An 18,486-nucleotide genomic window follows, 5' to 3' on the forward strand; every position below is an offset into this window, starting at 1 on the left:
GACGTTTGAGTTCCTGCGTGCGAAAATCGGGGCATTGTTACGACCGATCGCGTGACTTTACTTTGATTGTTGTGTACAGGTGCTTCCGCAGAAAGCGTACTGCTCCTGTGCAAAATACTTGATGATCGTCGCATACATACATCCCTATCGCTAACCGATATTATCGATAGGGATGTCGACGAGGAGAGGGATGGCCTCGCGCGAACGACTTGTCGCCCCCTTCAACTTGGTTGCTGCCTCGACCGTGTATGACACCGTACCGATTTGCACGGCGATTGGGCGCACGTTCGCATCAAGCGCCTCGGCCTCTGTCGCCGGGACGTCCAGAACGATCCGGGACACAGCGCATTACATCGCACGTGCAGGACCGTCATCACCGGAACGGAGTGTCACCATGAATCCCATCACACTGGTTCTATCCGCCGCGTTCGTACTCGCGGCTCTCTCTGTCGGTACATAGGGGGGCAACCTGTACCTCGCAGCCCTGCTTTTCATCGTCGCCATCCTCATCGCGCTGTCCGTGCGGGTTGCCAATGTCTGGGAAAAATTCGTGATCTTGCGGGTCGGAAAACTGCAGAGCGTCAAGGGTGCCGGCTTTTTCATGCTCATCCCGATCATCGACAACATCGTCGGGGTTATCGACGGAGCGCATTCAAACCACCGCATTCAACGCGGAGGAAGCGCTGACCAAAGACACCGTGCCCGTCAATGTCGACGCCGTGATCTTCTGGCACGTCCATGACGCGCAGAAGGCTGCTCTGGCGATTTCCGACTATCGGCAGGCCATCGACCGGGTCGCGCAAACCTCGCTGCGCGAGATGATCGGATCATCGATGCTGGCTGCGCTGCTGTCGGACCGCAAAGCGGCCGACATGCACCTGCGCGACGAGATCGGTCGGAAAACCATTGACTGGGGGGTGACTGTACGATCGGTCGAAACCCGCGACGTCGCGATCCCGGTCGCGCTGCAGGATTCGATGTCGCGCCAGGCGCAGGCGGAGCGCGAAAAGCAGGCGCGGGTGATCCTCGGTTCTGCCGAGGCGGACATCGCGTCCAAGTTCGTCGAAGCGGCGCAGGTATATGAACATCATCCGGGCGCGCTGCAATTGCGCGCGATGAACATCATCTACGAGACGACGAAGGAGCGCGGTGCGACGATCCTGATTCCCAACTCGATGGTGGACAGCCTGAACCCGGCGCTTGCGCTTGCCGTGGCCGGATATGACGTGACGCGCGCCGCGCCGGCGACCTCGTTCAAGAACGCAGCCTGATCGCGAGACGCACTGCGCCGATCGCGATGTTTGGTGCGAATCGCCCGACAATCGACGCTGTGTTCGGGCAGTGCACGTCACCCGCAGGGCGGACCCGACCGGTCCGCGTAGAATTCTTCGTGCTCGACACGCTGACCGACACGGACGCCGTGATGGAGACGTTGGCGGACCCCGATACATTTTGGAACTAGACCCGGCCACCCGTGGGAGCCCCGCATGCACGCAGACCTCGCTGAACGGATCGACGCCGGCCAGGTTGCCCAAGAATCGTCGTCCTACACGAAGCGCTGCCCGTTCCCTCTCCGCGCCGTTCCGGTCCTCGCAAATCCGTGCGGCAACGTACCGACTCGCCGCCCTGACGCGCGCATTTTGATAGATACCACCTGCACGGAAGGAGTGCGCTGATGGATGATGACTGGACACCCTCCCGGACGCGAGAGGAAGCGGCTCAGCAATTGCGCGCGAACGCGCGTGCGGTCGACGACGGCATGCCCGCAAGCCCCCCGCGAGTGGCTACCGTAAAGATCCGCACGCCCAGACAACGCATCTCTGAGAGCCGGAAACGGCTTGGCATGCGTTTTCTGCCCGTTCTCTGATGTATCCACGCAGCAGTTCAACCTCTGCGCTCTCAAACAGAACGTAGAGCCGTCACTACAAGGCGGATGCCGAAGCCGGCGAAACGCCGGCTTTCGGCGTTGCCGGGCCCCGTGGCGTTTCGAAGACGAGGCTGGGAGCGGCGACCCGTTCCGTCGCGTGTAATCTGGATCGATGCAATGAAAACGTGATGATCAGGGCTATCCCGATCACGATGCCCCACATTGCGCTTGTCATCTTTCCATCCTCCGACTGCAATAAGGAAATTGCACGTCGCATGCCTCGTGGGCATTGACGCTCGGACTGCCAGTATCACCCGGACATCCTGCAGTCGGGGGCGCTACGAGTCGGTACGCTGCAGGACACTGCTCGCTCTGTCGGAAAACGAGAGACCCAATCGTTTGGGCCGTTTCTATCCAACGCACTTTATTGAGCAAATGGTTAGGGCGTGGCGGGAGGGCTGACGAACGACTGACAAAAGGAGAATAACGGCCAGAGGGCGCGTCGGTACGGTAGCGCTGAGCGATGGAGACAGGCACGTTGCGATGACAACGCGGTGCTCGCAGATACGCGATCTCGTACCACCCGGGAGATCGGCTCGCGCGTGTCCGTCACCGGGCCTTCACGCACCTGCTGCCGCGGCAACGTACGGCGTAGCGCGAATGCCGTCATTCGCTCACGGGCGTTTCGTTGGGCCCCCGGGCGTGACCGGCTCGCCTGCGCAAACCGGGTGGCGCAATTCAGGAGGTCGATCATCGAACTGAGAATCAGGATCGTGGCACCACGTTCCTTGCTCGTCTCGTAGGTGAGGTTCATCGCGCGCAACTGCTGCGCACCCGGATGGCTTTCATGCACCTATGCAGCCTCGACGAACTTGCTGGTCATTCATGTCTGAACCGATTCGCATGGAGATATTCCAGCGGCAGACCTGTCGCTCATGAAAGCAAATAGCGATTCTGCGGACCCTGGACATACTGTTTCTGCGCGATTTCGAGAACCGTGTCGCGAAACTCGTCAAAAACGACAAGCACCGAGCGTTCGTCGGATCCCATGCCAGGACGCAGGTTTCTGAGTACGGCGTCGTCCACCATGAAGCTGATTTCGCGTGAATTGTCGTACCCCCAGAAACACACGCAATGTCGTGAGGCATCGTAGCTACGGCTTGGATTGGGAAAAATAAGCATCTTGGTCAGTTTTACGAATCAGTTTCACACATCGACATCGTAGCGTCGTCGCGCGACGATGCTGAAAAAAGCGCCACAGGATCCGGATTCCGATCGTGGGGCGCCGCTGCTATTGCGGTGTCACTGACGCTTCGAAGCTTCCTTCTTCAGTTTCTTCGCCTCCTTCTTTTCCTTCGGCGTCTTGACCGCAACTTTCTTATCCGATTTTCTGGCGTCGTGGGCTTTGCTCATGATTCCCTCCTTCTATAGAACTTTCACTGAGTACGCCGTGACGCATTTTGCGACGCGGGCGCATACCAATCCAATCTGTCGCGAGGCGGTTGCGATTGGTATCGCGCATCTGGCGATCGATACCTCGACCCGGATGTCAAGAATGCTGCGAGGTGGGCCGGCACTTGCTGGGCGCAGCATACATCCATCACGGGCATGAGCGGAGGCAACGATCGCTTTCCACGCGTTGCGCGGCGGATTCCGTTTGTTGACAGCTGCGCTGCCTCCTGCATCATCGTGTGGAAGCTCAAGCGTGTCATGGAGCGCGGCTTCACGCCGCGGGGTGTCCTAGTGCGCTCCGCGCTGCGCATTCCGGCTCATGTCCTGAGCTGACTTCGGGATCCCGTATCGAATTCAACGGAAGACCGCGGAAAGTACGTGGGAGAGTGGGGCAATCAGGTTACTGCTTCCTGAAGCGTCGCTTTAAGTATAGTCCGTTGCGTGCGATAACCGTGCCAAATTTTCGTCCGCTCCGTTGAGGTCGAACTCGCGGTCGAGTTGGTCGCACGGGAACCGACTTACGAAAATCATCTTGGGCGTCGCCGCTCGGGGCGATGAACATCATCCACGAAACGACGAAAGAGCGCGGCGCGACGAACCTGATCCCCGGCTCGATGATCGACAGTTCGAATGCCTTGCCAGCTTCTGCGGTTGCCACATGCGGATGCGATCTTCATCTGGGCCGCTCGATCCTCCGGTTGCACGGACGGACTGCACGAATCCCCACCGGAAGACTGTTCACCAGCGTACCGACTCTCCGGCGCGCCGCGGGGCACGATGACGCTCGTGGTGTTTGTCTGCCGGGAGAGGCTCATGGAATATCCGATCTATATCACGCGACGCGGAAATCCCCGCTATCACGGCAGGCTGGCGGATTTTCCCGAAGCCATCGTGGAAGGCGATACCTATGGTGAATTACAGGCGGTCGCCGTGCAGCGGGTCATGGCCCGCTATGACCGGTGCTCGCGTCTCGTTCCACCGCCCACTTTGGATCTGTCGGTCTTGCAGGCATCGGCGCTCGACACCGGCGACGGTATCTGGCGCTTCGTCGAGCTCGACCTGACCCGGATGACGTCGAGCACTATACGAATCGAGTTGTGCTTGCCGGAGCGTATCGTGCGCGACATCGATCGAACGGCGATCGCGTTGCATACGACGCGCGACGTGGTCGTGTCGATGCTGTGCGCCCACTGCACGGGCCGGTCCGCGCAGCGGGGCAGGTCACCGGCGGCGATGCCGCTGTCGCCCGCGCTGTGACGGCCTGAGCATGTCGCGGCGCGGTCGTCCGTGGGTCGCGACCGGCGCCGATCCGCGTTGCCGGATAGAAGAGACCGCCCTGATCCGCGGCCCGCGGATCGGAATCAAGCCGAGCTTCGCCCATCCCGCATCTCCTCGACACCCTGGTGTCGAGGAGATGTCGCGCGACGGATCGCGGCGTTCAGGGAGAAGCTGTGTCGAAGAATCACGTAGCGCGGGGTGCACGTCACCGAACCTCGCCGTGGGGCAATGCCCGGCCGATTCGCGAGGAATTCTTCGGCGAGGAAAGACTGGCGCAGCATGGGGCCAGCCTGGCCCACGCGCAGAAGATCTCGCCCGGTCCGGCCTCCGGCCCCTCGCTTGCCACACGGTTGAAGGACAACGCAGATCATCTGCAGAAGGCCTACCGCAACACGGTGGCCGCGGATGCGCGCGGCGAGGAAATCATGCCCGCGGCGGAGTGGCTGCTCGACAACTACTATCTGGTCGCGGAACAGGTGCGGCAGATCCGCGACGATCTTTCCCCGCGTTACTACCGGCAACTGCCCAAGCTCAGCGGTGGGCCGTTCGCCGGCTATCCGCGTGTGTTCGAGATCAGTTGGGCCTTCGTCGCCCATACCGACAGCCGTTTCGATCCCGATGCCCTGTGCCGCTTCATACTGGCCTATCAGGCCGTGGAGCCGCTGACGATCGGCGAGCTATGGGCGGTGGCGATCACGCTGCGGATCGTGCTGATCGAAAACCTGCGGCGGCTCGCGGACCAGATCATCGACGATCGGCGCGCGAGGATCGACGCCGACGCGCTTGCGGATCGCCTGCTCGGCGAGGGCGGCCAGACGCGGCAGGACGCGGGACCGCTGGTCGCCCGCTACGAGCAGGCGGTATCGCACGATGCGTTCGCGGTGCAACTGATCCAGCGGCTGCACGACCATGATCAGGCCATCGCGCCGGCACTGGCGTGGCTGCATCGGCACCTGGCGGCGCGCGGGGCGACACCGGACCAGATCGTCGCGTCCGTCAATCACCAGCAAGGCGCCGCGAGCCTGACCGTGCGCAACGTGATCACCAGCATGCGGCTGATTTCGGAGGTGGACTGGACCGATCTGTTCGAGCGCATCAGCCTCGTCGATCAGGTGCTGCGCAGCCACCCCGGATTCGCGCAGATGGATTTCCCCACGCGCAATCTGTATCGCGACGCGGTCGAGGCATTGGCGCGCGGCGCGCCCGTCAGCGAGCTGGAGGTTGCCCGTCGCGTCGTCGCCGAGGCGGCGGCGCAGGGCGCGAACCCTGCGCCGGCCGACGGTGCGCCGCCGCGCCGTGAGTCCGACCCGGGCTATGCCCTGCTGGCAGGCGGCCGCGCCGCGCTCGAAGCCGCGATCGGCTATCGTCCGCCCGTGGCGTCATGGTTGCGGCGCCTGACGCGTCGCGCCGGCCTCGGCGGTTATCTCGGGCGGATCGGACTGCTTGCCGCGCTCCTGCTGGCGGGCATGCTGGCGTGGCTCGCCCGCATCGAGCCGACCGGTCACTGGCTGATCTGGCTCGGCCTCGCCGGGCTGCTGCCCGCACTCGATGCCGCGGTGGCGTTCGTCAATCGCGGCGTGATGCGGGATGTCGGCGCGCGCATCCTGCCGGGCCTCGCATTGCTCGACGGCATTCCGTCGGATTTGCGCACCATGGTCGCGGTGCCGGTGTTGTTGACGACGGAGGCGGCGCTCGCAGAACAGATCGAACACCTGGAAATCCATCATCTGGCGAGCCCCAACGGAGCGCTTTACTTCGCCCTGCTCTCCGACTGGACGGATGCGCCCACGCCGCATCTCGACAGCGACGACGGGCTGCTGGCGGCCGCGATAGCGGGCATCGAGCGGCTGAATCGCCTTTATCCGGCGGCGCCGGACGAAAGCGAGCGATTTCTGTTGCTGCATCGTCGGCGCGGCTGGAACGCCGGCGAACGATGCTGGATGGGCTGGGAGCGCAAGCGCGGCAAGTTGCACGAGCTGAACCGGCTGCTGCGCGGCGCGTCGGACACCTCGTTCATCGCGCTGGATGGCCGGCCGCCGCGCGCGCCGCGGGATGTGCGCTACGTGATCACGCTCGATGCCGATACCCGGCTGCTGCGCGATACCGTGCGCCGCCTGATCGGCAAGATGGCGCACCCGCTCAACCGGCCGGCATTCGATCCGGCGAGCCGCCGCATCGTCGACGGCTATGGCGTGCTCCAGCCGCGCGTGACCTCGTCGCTCGCGAGCGGCGACGAGGGGTCGCTGTTCCAGCGCGTGTCGTCGAGCGCGCACGGCATCGATCCTTATGTGTCGGCTGTATCGGATGTCTATCAGGATCTGTTCGACGAAGGCTCCTATGCGGGCAAGGGCATCTACGACGTCGATGCGTTCGAGGCGGTGCTCGCCGGCCGCGTGCCGGAGAACACGGTGCTCAGTCACGATCTGTTCGAAGGTATTTTCGCGCGGGCCGGGCTGGCGTCGGACATCGAGGTCGTCGAGGCCGCGCCGTCCCGCTACGACGTCGCGGCGGGACGCCTGCACCGCTGGGCGCGCGGCGACTGGCAACTGTTCCCGTGGCTGGCCTTCGGTCACGGTGCGCTGCCGGCCGTCGGTCGCTGGAAGATGCTGGACAACCTGCGCCGCACGCTGACGGCGCCCGCCATGTTCGTTGCGCTGCTGGCCGGCTGGTGTATGCCGCTGCCCGTGTCGCTGGCCTGGAGCGCGTTCGTGCTGGTGACGATCGCGCTGCCGCTGTTGTTGCCCGTGTTGAGCGGACTGGTGCCGCGCTGGCGGCGCACGCACGTCAAGATGACCACGCGCAGCGTGCTCTATGCGTGGGCAGCGGAGCTGAGGTTCGCGTCGACGCGGTTCGGCTTGTCGATCGTCATGCTGCCGCAGCAGGCGTGGTCGATGATCGATGCGATCGCGCGCACGCTGTTTCGCGTGGGGATCAGCCGGCGGCATCTGCTCGAATGGACCACGGCGGCCGAAGCCGGCGCGCGCGACCGGCGCGCCCTCGCGTCGACCTATCTGCAGATGCGCAGCGGCGTCACGCTCGCGCTGCTGGGCGCGGCTGTCACGCTCGCCGTGAACTGGCGCCTCGATCGGCAGGGCGGCTGGCTGGCCGTTCCGTTCGCGCTGGCCTGGCTGGCTGCGCCGGCGATCGCGTACTGGCTGAGCCGCGCGCCGAGGCCGGCGGGCGAACTGGCCGTGACGCCGCGTGATGCGCGCCAGCTGCGGCATGATGCGCGCCGGACCTGGCGTTACTTCGAGACGTTCGTGACGGCCGACGATCAGATGCTGCCGCCGGACAATTTCCAGGAGGATCCGAAGCCCGTCGTCGCGCACCGCACCTCGCCGACCAATCTCGGGCTGTATCTGCTGTCCGCCGTCAGCGCCCGCGAGTTCGGCTGGCTCGGCACGCAGGACGCGGCGTCGCGGCTGGAGGCGACCCTCGCGACGATGCAGCGGCTGCCGCGCTACCGCGGGCATTTCTACAACTGGTACGACACGCGCGATTTGCGGCCTCTCGAACCGAAGTACGTGTCGTCGGTCGACAGCGGCAATCTCGCCGGCCATCTGATCGCGCTCGGCAACGGTTGCCGCGCATGGGCGGACCAGCCGGGCGGCGTGGGGCGGCAGGCCGTGTGCGACGGGATCGGCGACACGCTCGCGTTGCTGCGCGAGGCGCTGTACCGGGGCGATGCCGCCCGGACGACCTTGCACGGCGAATTCGAGCGGGCCGCGACCGAGCTGGAGGAGACGCTCGCCGCAGCGGCCGCGGAGGACGGCGCGCTGGATTGGCCCGCGATCATGATGCTGGCCGCGACCGTTGCCGATGTCGCGCGTGCGCTGATGGACGAGATCAGCCGGGAGCAAAGCGGCGACGTCGAGGACGTGCTGTTCTGGGCACAGGCGCTCGAGCACGCGGTGCAGGGGCACAATTTGGACGCCGTGCGCACGCGGGACGACGCGCAGGTGCTGAACAAGCGTCTGCATGCGCTGGCCGATGCCGCGCTGCAGATGGCCTCTGCGATGGAATTCGGCTTCCTGCTCGATCCGGTGCGGAACCTGCTGTCGATCGGTTATGCGGTGGCGGACGGACGGCTCGATCCCGGCAACTACGATCTGCTGGGATCGGAAGCGCGCCTGGCGAGTTTCGTCGCGATCGCGAAGGGAGATGTGCCGGCGCGGCACTGGTTCCGGCTCGGCCGTCTGGCGACGCCGATCGGACATCGCGCGGCGCTGATCTCGTGGTCGGGGTCGATGTTCGAATACCTGATGCCCTCGCTGGTGATGCGCGCACCGGCCAGCAGCCTGCTCGCGCGCACCAATCATCTGGTGGTGCACCGGCAGATCGCATATGCCGACAGCCTGCGCCTGCCGTGGGGCATGTCCGAGTCGGCCTACAACGCGCGCGACATCGAGCTGACCTATCAGTACTCGAGCTTCGGCGTGCCCGACCTGGGGCTCAAGCGCGATCTCGGCCAGCATCTCGTGATCGCGCCTTATGCGACCGCGCTCGCGGCGATGGTCGCGCCGGACGCCGCCGCGCGCAACTTCGAGCGGTTGCGCGCCGCCGGCGCGTGCGGACGCTTCGGCTTCTACGAAGCGCTCGACTACACGCCTGCACGCGTGCCGGAAGGGCTGTCGGTTGCGGTCGTGCGGGCCTTCATGGCGCATCACCAGGGTATGTCGATCGTGTCGATCGCGAATGCGCTGCTCGGCGGGCGCATCCGCGCGTTCTTCCATAGCGAGCCGGCCGTCCGCGCAACCGAGCTGCTGCTGCAGGAGCGGGTGCCGAGCCGGGTCGCGGTGGGGCGGCCGCGGGTCGACGCGAGCCCTGCCGGCAGGGTGCGCGGCGTCGAATCCGCCGTTGCGCGGCGTCTGCTGTCGGCGGACGATCCCGCGCCCGTCACGCATCTGCTGTCCAACGGACGCTACGCCGTGATGCTCACGGCCGCGGGTTCCGGCTACAGCCGCCGCGACGACCTGGCCGTCACGCGCTGGCGGGAAGACGCGACGCGCGACGATTGGGGCAGCTATCTGTATTTGCGCGATGTCGACAGCGGTGAGGTCTGGTCGGCCGCATGGCAGCCCACCGGCGTGGTGCCGGACAGCTACGAAGCCACCTTCACCGAGGATCGCGCGGAGTTCGTCCGTCGCGACGGCAGCCTGACGACGTCGCTCGAGGTGGTGGTGTCCGCCGAGGACGATGCGGAGGTGCGGCGGGTTTCGGTGGCCAACGCGGGCGCCCGGGCCCGCGTCATTGAAGTGACCTCCTATGCGGAAATCGTGCTCGCGCCGGCCGCTGCCGACCACGCGCACCCGGCCTTCTCGAAACTGTTCATCGAGACCGAATACGTGCCGGCCTCCGGCGCCATCCTGGCGACGCGGCGCCGGCGCGCGCCGAACGAGGCGGAGGTCTGGGCCGCGCATCTCGCGGTGAGCGCCGGCGAAACCGTCGGCGCGGAAGAATTCGACACCGACCGCATGCGTTTCATCGGGCGCGGGCGCAGCGTGCGCCTGCCGCTCGCGCTGGATGAGTCGCGCGTGCTGGGGGCATCCGAAGGCGCGGTGCTGGATGCGGCATTCATGTTGCGCCGGCGATTGCGCATCGAGCCGGGTGCGAAGGCGAGCATCGCCTATTGGACCATCGTCGCAGATTCGCGCGCGCAACTGCTCGATCTGGTCGACAAGCATCGCGACGGCGAATCGTTTTCACGCGCGGCGATGCTCGCCTGGACCCAGGCCCAGGTGCAGTTGCGGCACAGCGCGGTGAGCCTCGACGAGGCCGCGCTGTTCCAACAGCTGGCCGGCTACATGCTGTACAGCGATCCGTCGATGCGGCCGAATTCCGCCGCGCTGCTGCGCCATGCGGCGGCCGTGTCGGCGGCCGGCGGCGTGGGGGCGTCGCCGCTCTGGGCACATGGCGTGTCGGGAGACTTGCCGATCCTGCTGGTCCGGATCGACGATATCGAGCACATCGCGATCGTTCGGCAGTTGATCCGCGCGCACGAGTACTGGCGGATGAAGCGGCTCGCGGTCGATCTGGTGATCGTCAACGAGCGTGCGGCATCGTATGTGCAGGATCTGCAGGTCGCGCTCGAAGGGCTGGTGCGAACCCGGCCGCCGCGCGACGAAGCCGGGCGCGGCAGTATCTTCGTGCTGCGCGCGGACCTGATGGCCGCGGCGGCGCGGGCATTGTTCCCGGCCGCGGCGCGCGCCGTGCTCGCCGCGCGCAACGGCCGGCTGGTGGATCAGTTGCGCCGCCTCGCGAATGTGCCGCTGTCCGCCCGTCCGGAGGCGGCGCGCGTGCCGCAGTCGCCGCGCGCGTTGCCGCCGCCCAAGGGCGCGCCGGCCGGCGCCGGTCTCGAATACTTCAACGGCATCGGCGGTTTCGCGCGCGACGGCCGCGAATACGTCGTGATCCTGCCGCCCGGTCAATGCACGCCGATGCCGTGGGTCAACGTCATCGCGAATCCGTCGTGCGGTTTCATAACGTCGGCGGAGGGGGGCGGTTATACGTGGGTGACGAACAGCCGCGAGCATCCGCTGACGCCGTGGTCGAACGACCCGGTCACCGATCCGCCCGGCGAGGCGTTCTATGTCCGCGACGACGAGACCGGTCTGCGTTGGGGGCCGCAGGCCAGCCCGTTCCGCGACGACACGTCGGGCGCCGCTGCGTCGGGCGTCGAGCTGTCGAGCGGCGCGTCTTACGTGGCGAGTCATGGCCAGGGCTACAGCCGCTTCGCGCATACCGCCGCCGACATCGTCACCGAATTGCTGCAGTTCGTGCCGTTGGCCGATGCCGTGAAGATCTCCCGCCTGACCTTGCGCAACGTGTCGGAGCGGACCCGCCGGCTGTCCGTCGCGACCTATGCGGAATGGGCGCTGGGCGCGTCGCGCAGCGTTGCGGCGCCGCACACCGCGAGCGAGCTGGATGCGGCCACCGGCGCGCTGTTCGCCCGCAACGACTGGAGCCAGGCGTATCGCGGCCGGGTGGCGTTCGCCGACCTGGGCGGCCTGCAAACCTCCTGGAGCGCGGACCGGCGCGAGTTCATCGGCCGCAACGGCGTGCTGAGCGATCCCGCCGGCTTTCCGGGCCGGGTCGGTGCGCCGCCCCTGTCGGGCCGGGTCGGGGCGGGTCTCGATCCATGCGCCGCGTTGCTGACCACCGTCGATCTCGAACCCGGCGGCGTCGCGGAAATCGTGTTGCTGCTCGGCGAGGGAAGCGATACGGCGGCGGCGCGCAGGTTGATCGCTCAGTACCGCCACGCGGATCTCGACGCGGTATTCGCCACCGTCACGGCGTTCTGGGACGAGACGCTTGGCGCGATCCGGGTCGAGACGCCGGATCGCGCGATGGACCTGATGCTGAACCGCTGGCTGCTGTATCAGACCTTGTCGAGCCGGATCTGGGCGCGGGCGGGGTTCTATCAGGCCAGCGGCGCGTACGGGTTCCGCGATCAGCTGCAGGACGGCATGGCCCTGGCGATCGCCCGCCCGGCCCTGACGCGCGAGCACTTGCTGCGGGCAGCGGCGCGTCAGTTCCCGGAGGGCGACATGCAGCATTGGTGGCTGCCCGAAAGCGGCAGCGGCGTGCGGACCCGGATCTCCGACGACCGGGTGTGGCTGGCCCATGCGGTCGCGCACTATGTCGGCGTCAGCGGCGACCGGGCCGTTCTCGATGCGTCGATTCCCTTCATCGACGGTCGGCCGCTCGCGGCCGACGAGCAGGACGTGTTCTTTATCCCGGGCATTTCGGAAACCAGCGCATCGCTGTTCGAGCATTGCGCGCGTGGGCTGGAGCAGAGCCTCGCGCACTTCGGCGAACACGGCCTGCCGCTGATCGGCACAGGCGACTGGAATGACGGCATGAATCGGGTCGGCGAGGCCGGGCGCGGCGAAAGCGTCTGGCTCGGCTGGTTCCTGCATGCCACGCTCACGGCGTTCGCGCCGCTCGCCGCGGCGCGCGGTGCGGCAGACCAGGCGCGCCGCTGGCTGGCGCGCGCCGCCGCGTTGCGCGACGCGCTGGCCGTGGCGGGATGGGATGGCGAGTGGTATCGGCGCGGCTACTTCGACGACGGCACGCCGCTCGGCTCGGCCAGTAACGCCGACTGCGCGATCGACGCGATTGCGCAGTCGTGGAGCGTGCTGTCGGGTGCGGCCGACCCGGCGCGCGCCGCGCGCGCGATGAATGCGCTGGACGCGCAGCTGATCCGCCGCGACGAAGGGCTGGCTTTGCTGTTCACGCCGCCGTTCGATCAGGCGCCGGTCGATCCCGGCTATATCAAGGGCTATCCGCCGGGCATCCGCGAAAACGGCGGCCAGTACACGCATGCGGCCACCTGGTCGGTGCTCGCATTCGCGCAGATGGGCGACGGCGATCGCGCAGCCGGCGTGTTCGCGCTGCTCAATCCGGTCAACCGCAGCCGCACGCGCAGCGGCGTGCATCGTTACCGGGTGGAACCGTATGTGGTCGCGGCCGATGTGTATTCGGTCGCGCCGCACGTCGGCCGCGGCGGATGGACTTGGTATACCGGCTCGGCGGGATGGCTGTACCGCGCGGGCATCGAAGGTCTGCTCGGCTTGCGCAAGCAGGGCGATACGCTGTCCATCCAGCCTTGTATTCCGCGATCCTGGCCGGGCTTCAAGGCGACGCTGCGTCACGGGGCGGCGCACTACGACATCGTCGTCGAGAACCCGGAGGTGGTCAGCGGCGGCGTGTTGCGCATCGTCGTCGACGGCATGCCGCTCACCGTCGGCGCATCGGCGGTGCGACTGGTGGACGACGGCCGGCGGCACAGCGTCGTCGTGACGCTGGGGGCGGCCCAGGCTGTGTTGCAGTGAGCGTGCGGAAGGCGCGAGGCGCGGGCGGCGCAGAGATCGAGGGGAGCGGTCGCGGATGCGGGCCGGGTGCGCCCGCGGCCATGCCGCCGGTGTCGCAGTCACCCTGTCTCGGTCGGAAGGCAGTCCGGCAGGCAGGGCGCGCGGTGCGTGGACAGTCCCTGCGGATCGTGCGGAGGACGGTCAGGTCCTCGGAGGGTCGGCCGGGGTTCGCGTCATGGTTTCCCCCGCGGATGGCAGGTGAGCCGCCCGTCGCGTCGAATCCGCTGGGGTGGGCGGATCAGATTGCCGCCGGCGCGATTTTTCCGTCGACGATGTCCTTGCCGAACTGCATGGCCAGATCGAGGGCGAGCGTGGCCGTCTGAGGCTCGCCGTCCTGGAAAATGGTCGTGTAACGCGGCGAGGCCGCGGAGGTGGCCGGTATCGCGTCGATTCGCACAATCGCACCGAAACGTCGCGGGCCCGGTGCGTGAGGATCGCCGAATGGCGGGAATCGCTTTTGTGAGTAGGCGCGAAGCTCGTGTCCGTGATACTCGAGCGTGGGGATGGTCATGCTGTGCTCCTGATGGGGTAACTGTCGTCGAGCTCCAAGGATCCGGCGGCGACGCGCCGCCGCGGGCAGGAAAGGATCTGCTTTCCGCGTGTTCGATGACCGCGATGAGGGCGATGTCCCGAACCGGACGCGTGATCAGTTCGGCGAGTACGCCATACCCCAGCACTTTCTCGCTTCGGTGATTCGCTGCTTCGTCGTCCGAAGCCGTTCGCGGTCGATCGGAGGCGCGTGCGTCGGCTTGTCGGGGGCAGCGGGCATGCCATCATCCGTCGCGCTGTCCTGCTCGTACTTGTGGCGCTGTTGTCTGGCGTTGTCCTTGTGCTTGGGTGTGTTCATGTGCAGGCTCCCATGAGTTCGGTGCTCGTGCGTGCGGTGATAGCAGCAATGCATGCACGACGACTCAGCATGGCCGGACGCAGAGAGAAAGTCGGTACGATGCCGCGCAGTGCTGGCGCTGCTCATGTCGCGCCGTGCGTATGCGGCGCAGGGCCGTTCTCGCATCGTGCTCGAGCCTTAGCCGAACGAAGCGCGTCATGTCCGATGGGCCGGCTGCAACGTATTTGAACTGCCTGCCATGCGGATTCCCCCCGGACGCGCCTATAGTGCCGATGTTCCTGTCGAACTTCGTCGCGGAAGCGCGGGGGCGGAGACTGATTCTAGAGTCGCTTCAGATCGGGAAGCAGGCGGTCGAATTCGCGCTTGACCACGTCATAGCATTCGCATACGCGCTTTTCGAGGCCTAGCCGGTCCAGCGCTTCGATATGCCCGTAGTTGTAGCGGATGAGGCCTGCATCCTGCAGCTTCAGCGCGGCTTCTGTCACGCCCGACCTGCGCACGCCCAGCATGTTCGCAATCAGCTCCTGCGTCATGCGCAGCTTGTTTGAAGGAAGCCGGTCGAGGCTGAGCAGCAGCCAGCGGCAGAGCTGCTGATCGATCGAGTGATGCCGGTTGCAGACGGCGGTCTGGGCCATCTGCGTGATGAGCGCCTGGGTGTAGCGCAACAGCAGACGCTGCATCGCGTCGCCGCGCCGGAACTCGTCCTTCAGGACGCCCGCGTCGAGCCGATACGCCTGCCCCGCGCTTTGCACGACGGCGCGGCTAGGGGTCGTTTCGCCGCCCATGAACAACGATACGCCGATTATCCCTTCGTGGCCGACGATCGCGATTTCCGCGGACGAGCCATTCTCCATCACGTAAAGCAGCGAGACGATCGACGTGGTCGGGAAAAAGACGTGACGAAGTTGGCCCCCCGACTCATACAGCACTTTTCCGAGCGGCATCTCAACGAGCGTCAGATGCGCGGCGATCCGCGCAAACTCGTTTTCCGGCAGTGCGGCAAGCAGATGATTTTCGGTGATGGGCGGGTTGTCTGGCATGCGTCGCTCCTGTAATGCTCGCGCCCCATGCGATGGTGATCCGGCCGATGCGGGCGCAGCGAGGATCGGGCGTAATTTGCCATCGTATCTCACTGCTCGTGGCTTGACAGTACGGTGATCGCAGTATGTCCCTTTTTCTGATGGGTCTGGCGCTGGCTGGATGCGAAACCTCCTCCAAAAATGATAGTGTCGCCGTGCGCCTTCTCAAGCGGCTCCTCGGTATTGGTTCGTTGTCGGACAGACTCCGCATATACAAGGAGTCAGTTGTCAGCGAGCGCCAACAATATGGCGAAAAGCACGAAGATCCAGCCTGCAATCAGGAAACGAGAACCGCGTAAAGCGTCAGGGGCGTCCTAGGTTTCTTGAGCGGCTTTTGCTGCGTCGCGAATCACATCGAGTACGAACCTCGGGTTGGAAAGCATGGGGACGTGACTGGTGGCCACTTCGTAGGTCTTGGCGCCCATCCGCTTTGCAACGGAGCGCTGCAACTCCGGATGTACGGTGCGGTCGTTGGTTGCCACGATGTAGTGACTCGGCTTCGACCGCCAGGCGACACCGGTCGCCTTTTGGGTAAAGAGATCAGCAGCCGGTGCGGAGTGGGTTGCCCATACGACCTTCTGCTCCTCTTCGGACAAGTCTCCTGCGAAGTACTGCACGCCGCCTGGACGCAACCAGAGTCGTCCATCTATAACCTCGATCTGGTTGAAGACGTCGGTGGTCGGAAACTTCGCCTGCTGGCTCTGCGACGTTTCGGTCTCGTCGGGACCGAGTGCTGCGATGTAGACAAGGGCCACGACCCGATCATGCATGCCTGCATGCGTGATGAGGGTTCCGCCGTAGGAATGGCCAACCAGGATGACAGGAGCGCTAACCCGGTCGATGGCGCGGGTTACCGTCCTTATATCGCCTTCCAGCGAATCCAGGCCATGCTGTGCAGCAAGCACGTCATGGCCCTCCGCCTGCAGTGCGGGGATCAATTTCTGGAAGCAGGAGCCGTCTGCCCAGATACCGTGGGCGAAAACAATGCTCGGCTTGGCCTGTGTAGACTTAGCGGTATTCATGATGATCACCTTTTGATTGGGATCAGGGGCTGAACTCTTGGTCCACAGGACCGAAAAGCTATTTGGAGGACATTGCCGATGCTATGGCGTCATGGTACGCGCCAAGGTCGCCTGAAAGAATTACCCGCGTGTAGCTAGGTCAATCGACGTGGTGAAGCGTGGATCAGATACCTGTCGTGGTCAAGTTTTTTTGGTGGGCCCTAGGATCGGGGATCGTCCTTGTCGACCGCTCGATATAGGGACTTCCATTGTTTGCCGATCTTGATGTAGGTCTCGGCCATCCGCCAGCTTTTGCCGACCGGGTGCTTGCGGCGCCGAAAAGCCTTCTCCAGTTTCGGCAGCAGCCTCATCGCCCAGCGATGGACCGTCGAATGATCGACCGGCAGACCGCGCTCAGCCATCATCTCTTCGAGGTGGTGCAGGCTCAGCGTGTATGGAAGAAATCGTCAGTCATCTCAGCGCCCTTGAACTCCCAGGTTTTGATTTGGATTAATGTTGTTCCCGGGAGTTTTGCATCTCTCGGAGCCCGGCTAATCCTTTGATCCATCTGCTTCTCCAGTGTGTTGTAGGTCCGACTACCGACAGATCCCTAACGCGCAAGGTCAGTTTTGCGCCGTTTGATTTCGGTTGGGGTGGTGGGGGCGAATGCCGCCGTGCCGGGAACGGTTCGTCTGGAACGGCGGACGTAAGGTGTAACGGCAGCGGCCGGACCGAGCGCGAACATGCGCAACGTGATGCCCAAAAACAGCAGGCAGCCAACCGTTTCGATAATGTCGGTCGTTATACTACTCAACAGCAGGAAGGACAGCATTAGCCACGGGCGCGCATCGCTCGAGTGGCGCGCCAGCACGTAATGGACGAAGACGAACGCGATCATGCCGCTACCTATCAGGCCGAAGTTGGCGAGCATATAGAGCGCCATGTTGTCCGCGTAACCGACATTGAAACCAAAGCTGCTGACATAGTAAATGGTCGCCGCGCCGAAACCGCCGGGCCCGATTCCAAACCAGATCAGGTTCTCGCTCAGCATGCCATCGAGCAACTGGGGCCAGGTGTTGATGAAGCGATCCAGCATCGACATCAAGGTGCTGGAATCCGACAGGCCCGCGTTGGTCGACTGCGCGGCGACCCAGCCCACGAGCGGCAAGACGATGGTCAGCACGAGGAACCAGATGCAGGCGCGCCGGAGTCCCGGCGCGCGCATTAGATAGTGGAACATGACGATGATCGCGAGAGCGACGAGCGTGGTCTTGTTGGTCGTATACCAGATTCCCGCCGCCGAGACAGCCAGCAGGGCCGCCACGGCAAGTCGGGTCCGCAACCGTGGAAGCAGCCAAACCGCCAGCAGGCCAATCATGAGCCCGGTTCCCGCGCTGCCGCGACCGAATCCGGACAGGCGGGACGCGGTGCCCACATAAGAGGCCACCGCGAGTTTCACGCTCACACCGTCGACATCGACACGCCCTCCGGTCCACGGCATATGGGTGAAACTATTGAGGATCACGCCGGCATTGCACAGCGCCGCCAGGACGATCAACGCGAACAGCATCCGTGGGGATTCCAGTTCTTCGAGTGCTTCGGGCGGCGTCAGGGCCGCGAAGAGCATCGGCGACACCGACCATAACCAGAAGCCGATCGCCGCAGGACCGACGCCGTTCACCAGCGCCACGCACGCTTGCGCGGCCAAGTAGCAGGCAACGATGAGATAGGCCGGGCGCAGTGGTTGAAGCAGGGCGAGCGCAATGCAGACGATCATCAGTGCCTTGGGCAGATAGCCCAGCGGCACCACACCCGCGATCGACGTGTAATACCGGATGGCTCCGGAAAACACTTCGCTCGCGACTGCGAGTACGAAGGTCGCGGCCCATAGCCGGTGGTATGGTCGGAACCCGTCTATGATGAATTATCCTAACGATTGACTAAGAAGTCTTAATAAAATGACGTTTGTGGGGCTGTTTGCTTCCGATTGTTCCTGTTAACCCGATCGTTGTTTCGACAGCGAAAAGGACATGACCAGAGCGATACTCGACGACGACCTATGGGCACTCATCGAACCGTTGCTGCCGCC

General features: G+C 64.9%; 7 protein-coding genes and 4 pseudogenes. 3 read left to right on the top strand and 8 right to left on the bottom strand.

Annotated features, from left to right (window positions below; all coding sequences use genetic code 11):
* Positions 1-394 precede the first annotated feature (394 nt).
* Positions 395-1,271, top strand: a pseudogene (locus RZR99_RS30500) (slipin family protein).
* Between the two features lie 1,287 nt (positions 1,272-2,558).
* Here RZR99_RS30500 and RZR99_RS30505 read toward each other — a convergent pair.
* Together RZR99_RS30505 and RZR99_RS30510 are read right to left on the bottom strand one after the other, a co-directional pair.
* Positions 2,559-2,750 (bottom strand): annotated as a pseudogene (locus RZR99_RS30505) (slipin family protein); the annotation flags it as partial.
* A gap of 50 nt (positions 2,751-2,800) precedes the next feature.
* Positions 2,801-3,049 carry a DUF1488 family protein gene (locus tag RZR99_RS30510; protein ID WP_323123485.1) on the bottom strand — a complete coding sequence of 83 codons (249 nt, stop codon included), beginning with the start codon at positions 3,047-3,049 and terminating at the stop codon, positions 2,801-2,803.
* A 1,047-nt stretch (positions 3,050-4,096) separates the two neighbouring features.
* On the opposite strand from RZR99_RS30510, the gene RZR99_RS30515 reads away from it, so the two are divergent.
* Positions 4,097-4,576, top strand: coding sequence for a type II toxin-antitoxin system HicB family antitoxin (locus RZR99_RS30515; protein ID WP_323123486.1), 480 nt, complete (start codon positions 4,097-4,099; stop codon positions 4,574-4,576).
* A 194-nt stretch (positions 4,577-4,770) separates the two neighbouring features.
* Positions 4,771-13,431: a GH36-type glycosyl hydrolase domain-containing protein gene (locus RZR99_RS30520; RefSeq protein ID WP_323123487.1), complete on the top strand. Its 8,661-nt coding sequence runs from the start codon at positions 4,771-4,773 to the stop codon at positions 13,429-13,431.
* Between the two features lie 277 nt (positions 13,432-13,708).
* Here the strand turns inward: RZR99_RS30520 and RZR99_RS30525 are convergent, their stop codons facing one another.
* From RZR99_RS30525 to RZR99_RS30550, 6 genes and pseudogenes are all read right to left on the bottom strand, one after another.
* Positions 13,709-13,981, bottom strand: a complete 273-nt coding sequence (locus RZR99_RS30525) for a hypothetical protein (protein ID WP_323123488.1) — start codon at positions 13,979-13,981, stop codon at positions 13,709-13,711.
* 135 nt (positions 13,982-14,116) lie between these two features.
* Positions 14,117-14,317 (bottom strand): hypothetical protein, encoded by a 201-nt coding sequence (locus tag RZR99_RS30530; protein ID WP_323123489.1) that lies wholly within the window; start codon positions 14,315-14,317, stop codon positions 14,117-14,119.
* A 320-nt stretch (positions 14,318-14,637) separates the two neighbouring features.
* Positions 14,638-15,357 (bottom strand): Crp/Fnr family transcriptional regulator, encoded by a 720-nt coding sequence (locus tag RZR99_RS30535; protein ID WP_323123490.1) that lies wholly within the window; start codon positions 15,355-15,357, stop codon positions 14,638-14,640.
* Between the two features lie 353 nt (positions 15,358-15,710).
* Positions 15,711-16,418: an alpha/beta fold hydrolase gene (locus tag RZR99_RS30540; RefSeq protein WP_323123491.1), complete on the bottom strand. Its 708-nt coding sequence runs from the start codon at positions 16,416-16,418 to the stop codon at positions 15,711-15,713.
* Positions 16,419-16,636: 218 nt separating this feature from the next.
* A pseudogene (locus tag RZR99_RS30545) lies at positions 16,637-16,861 on the bottom strand (IS6 family transposase); the annotation flags it as partial.
* Positions 16,862-17,130: 269 nt separating this feature from the next.
* Positions 17,131-18,318 (bottom strand): annotated as a pseudogene (locus RZR99_RS30550) (hypothetical protein); the annotation flags it as partial.
* Positions 18,319-18,486: the final 168 nt, after the last annotated feature.

The sequence above is a fragment of the Burkholderia alba genome (genome assembly GCF_034721475.1).
GTDB classification, from domain to species: Bacteria; Pseudomonadota; Gammaproteobacteria; order Burkholderiales; family Burkholderiaceae; genus Burkholderia; species Burkholderia alba.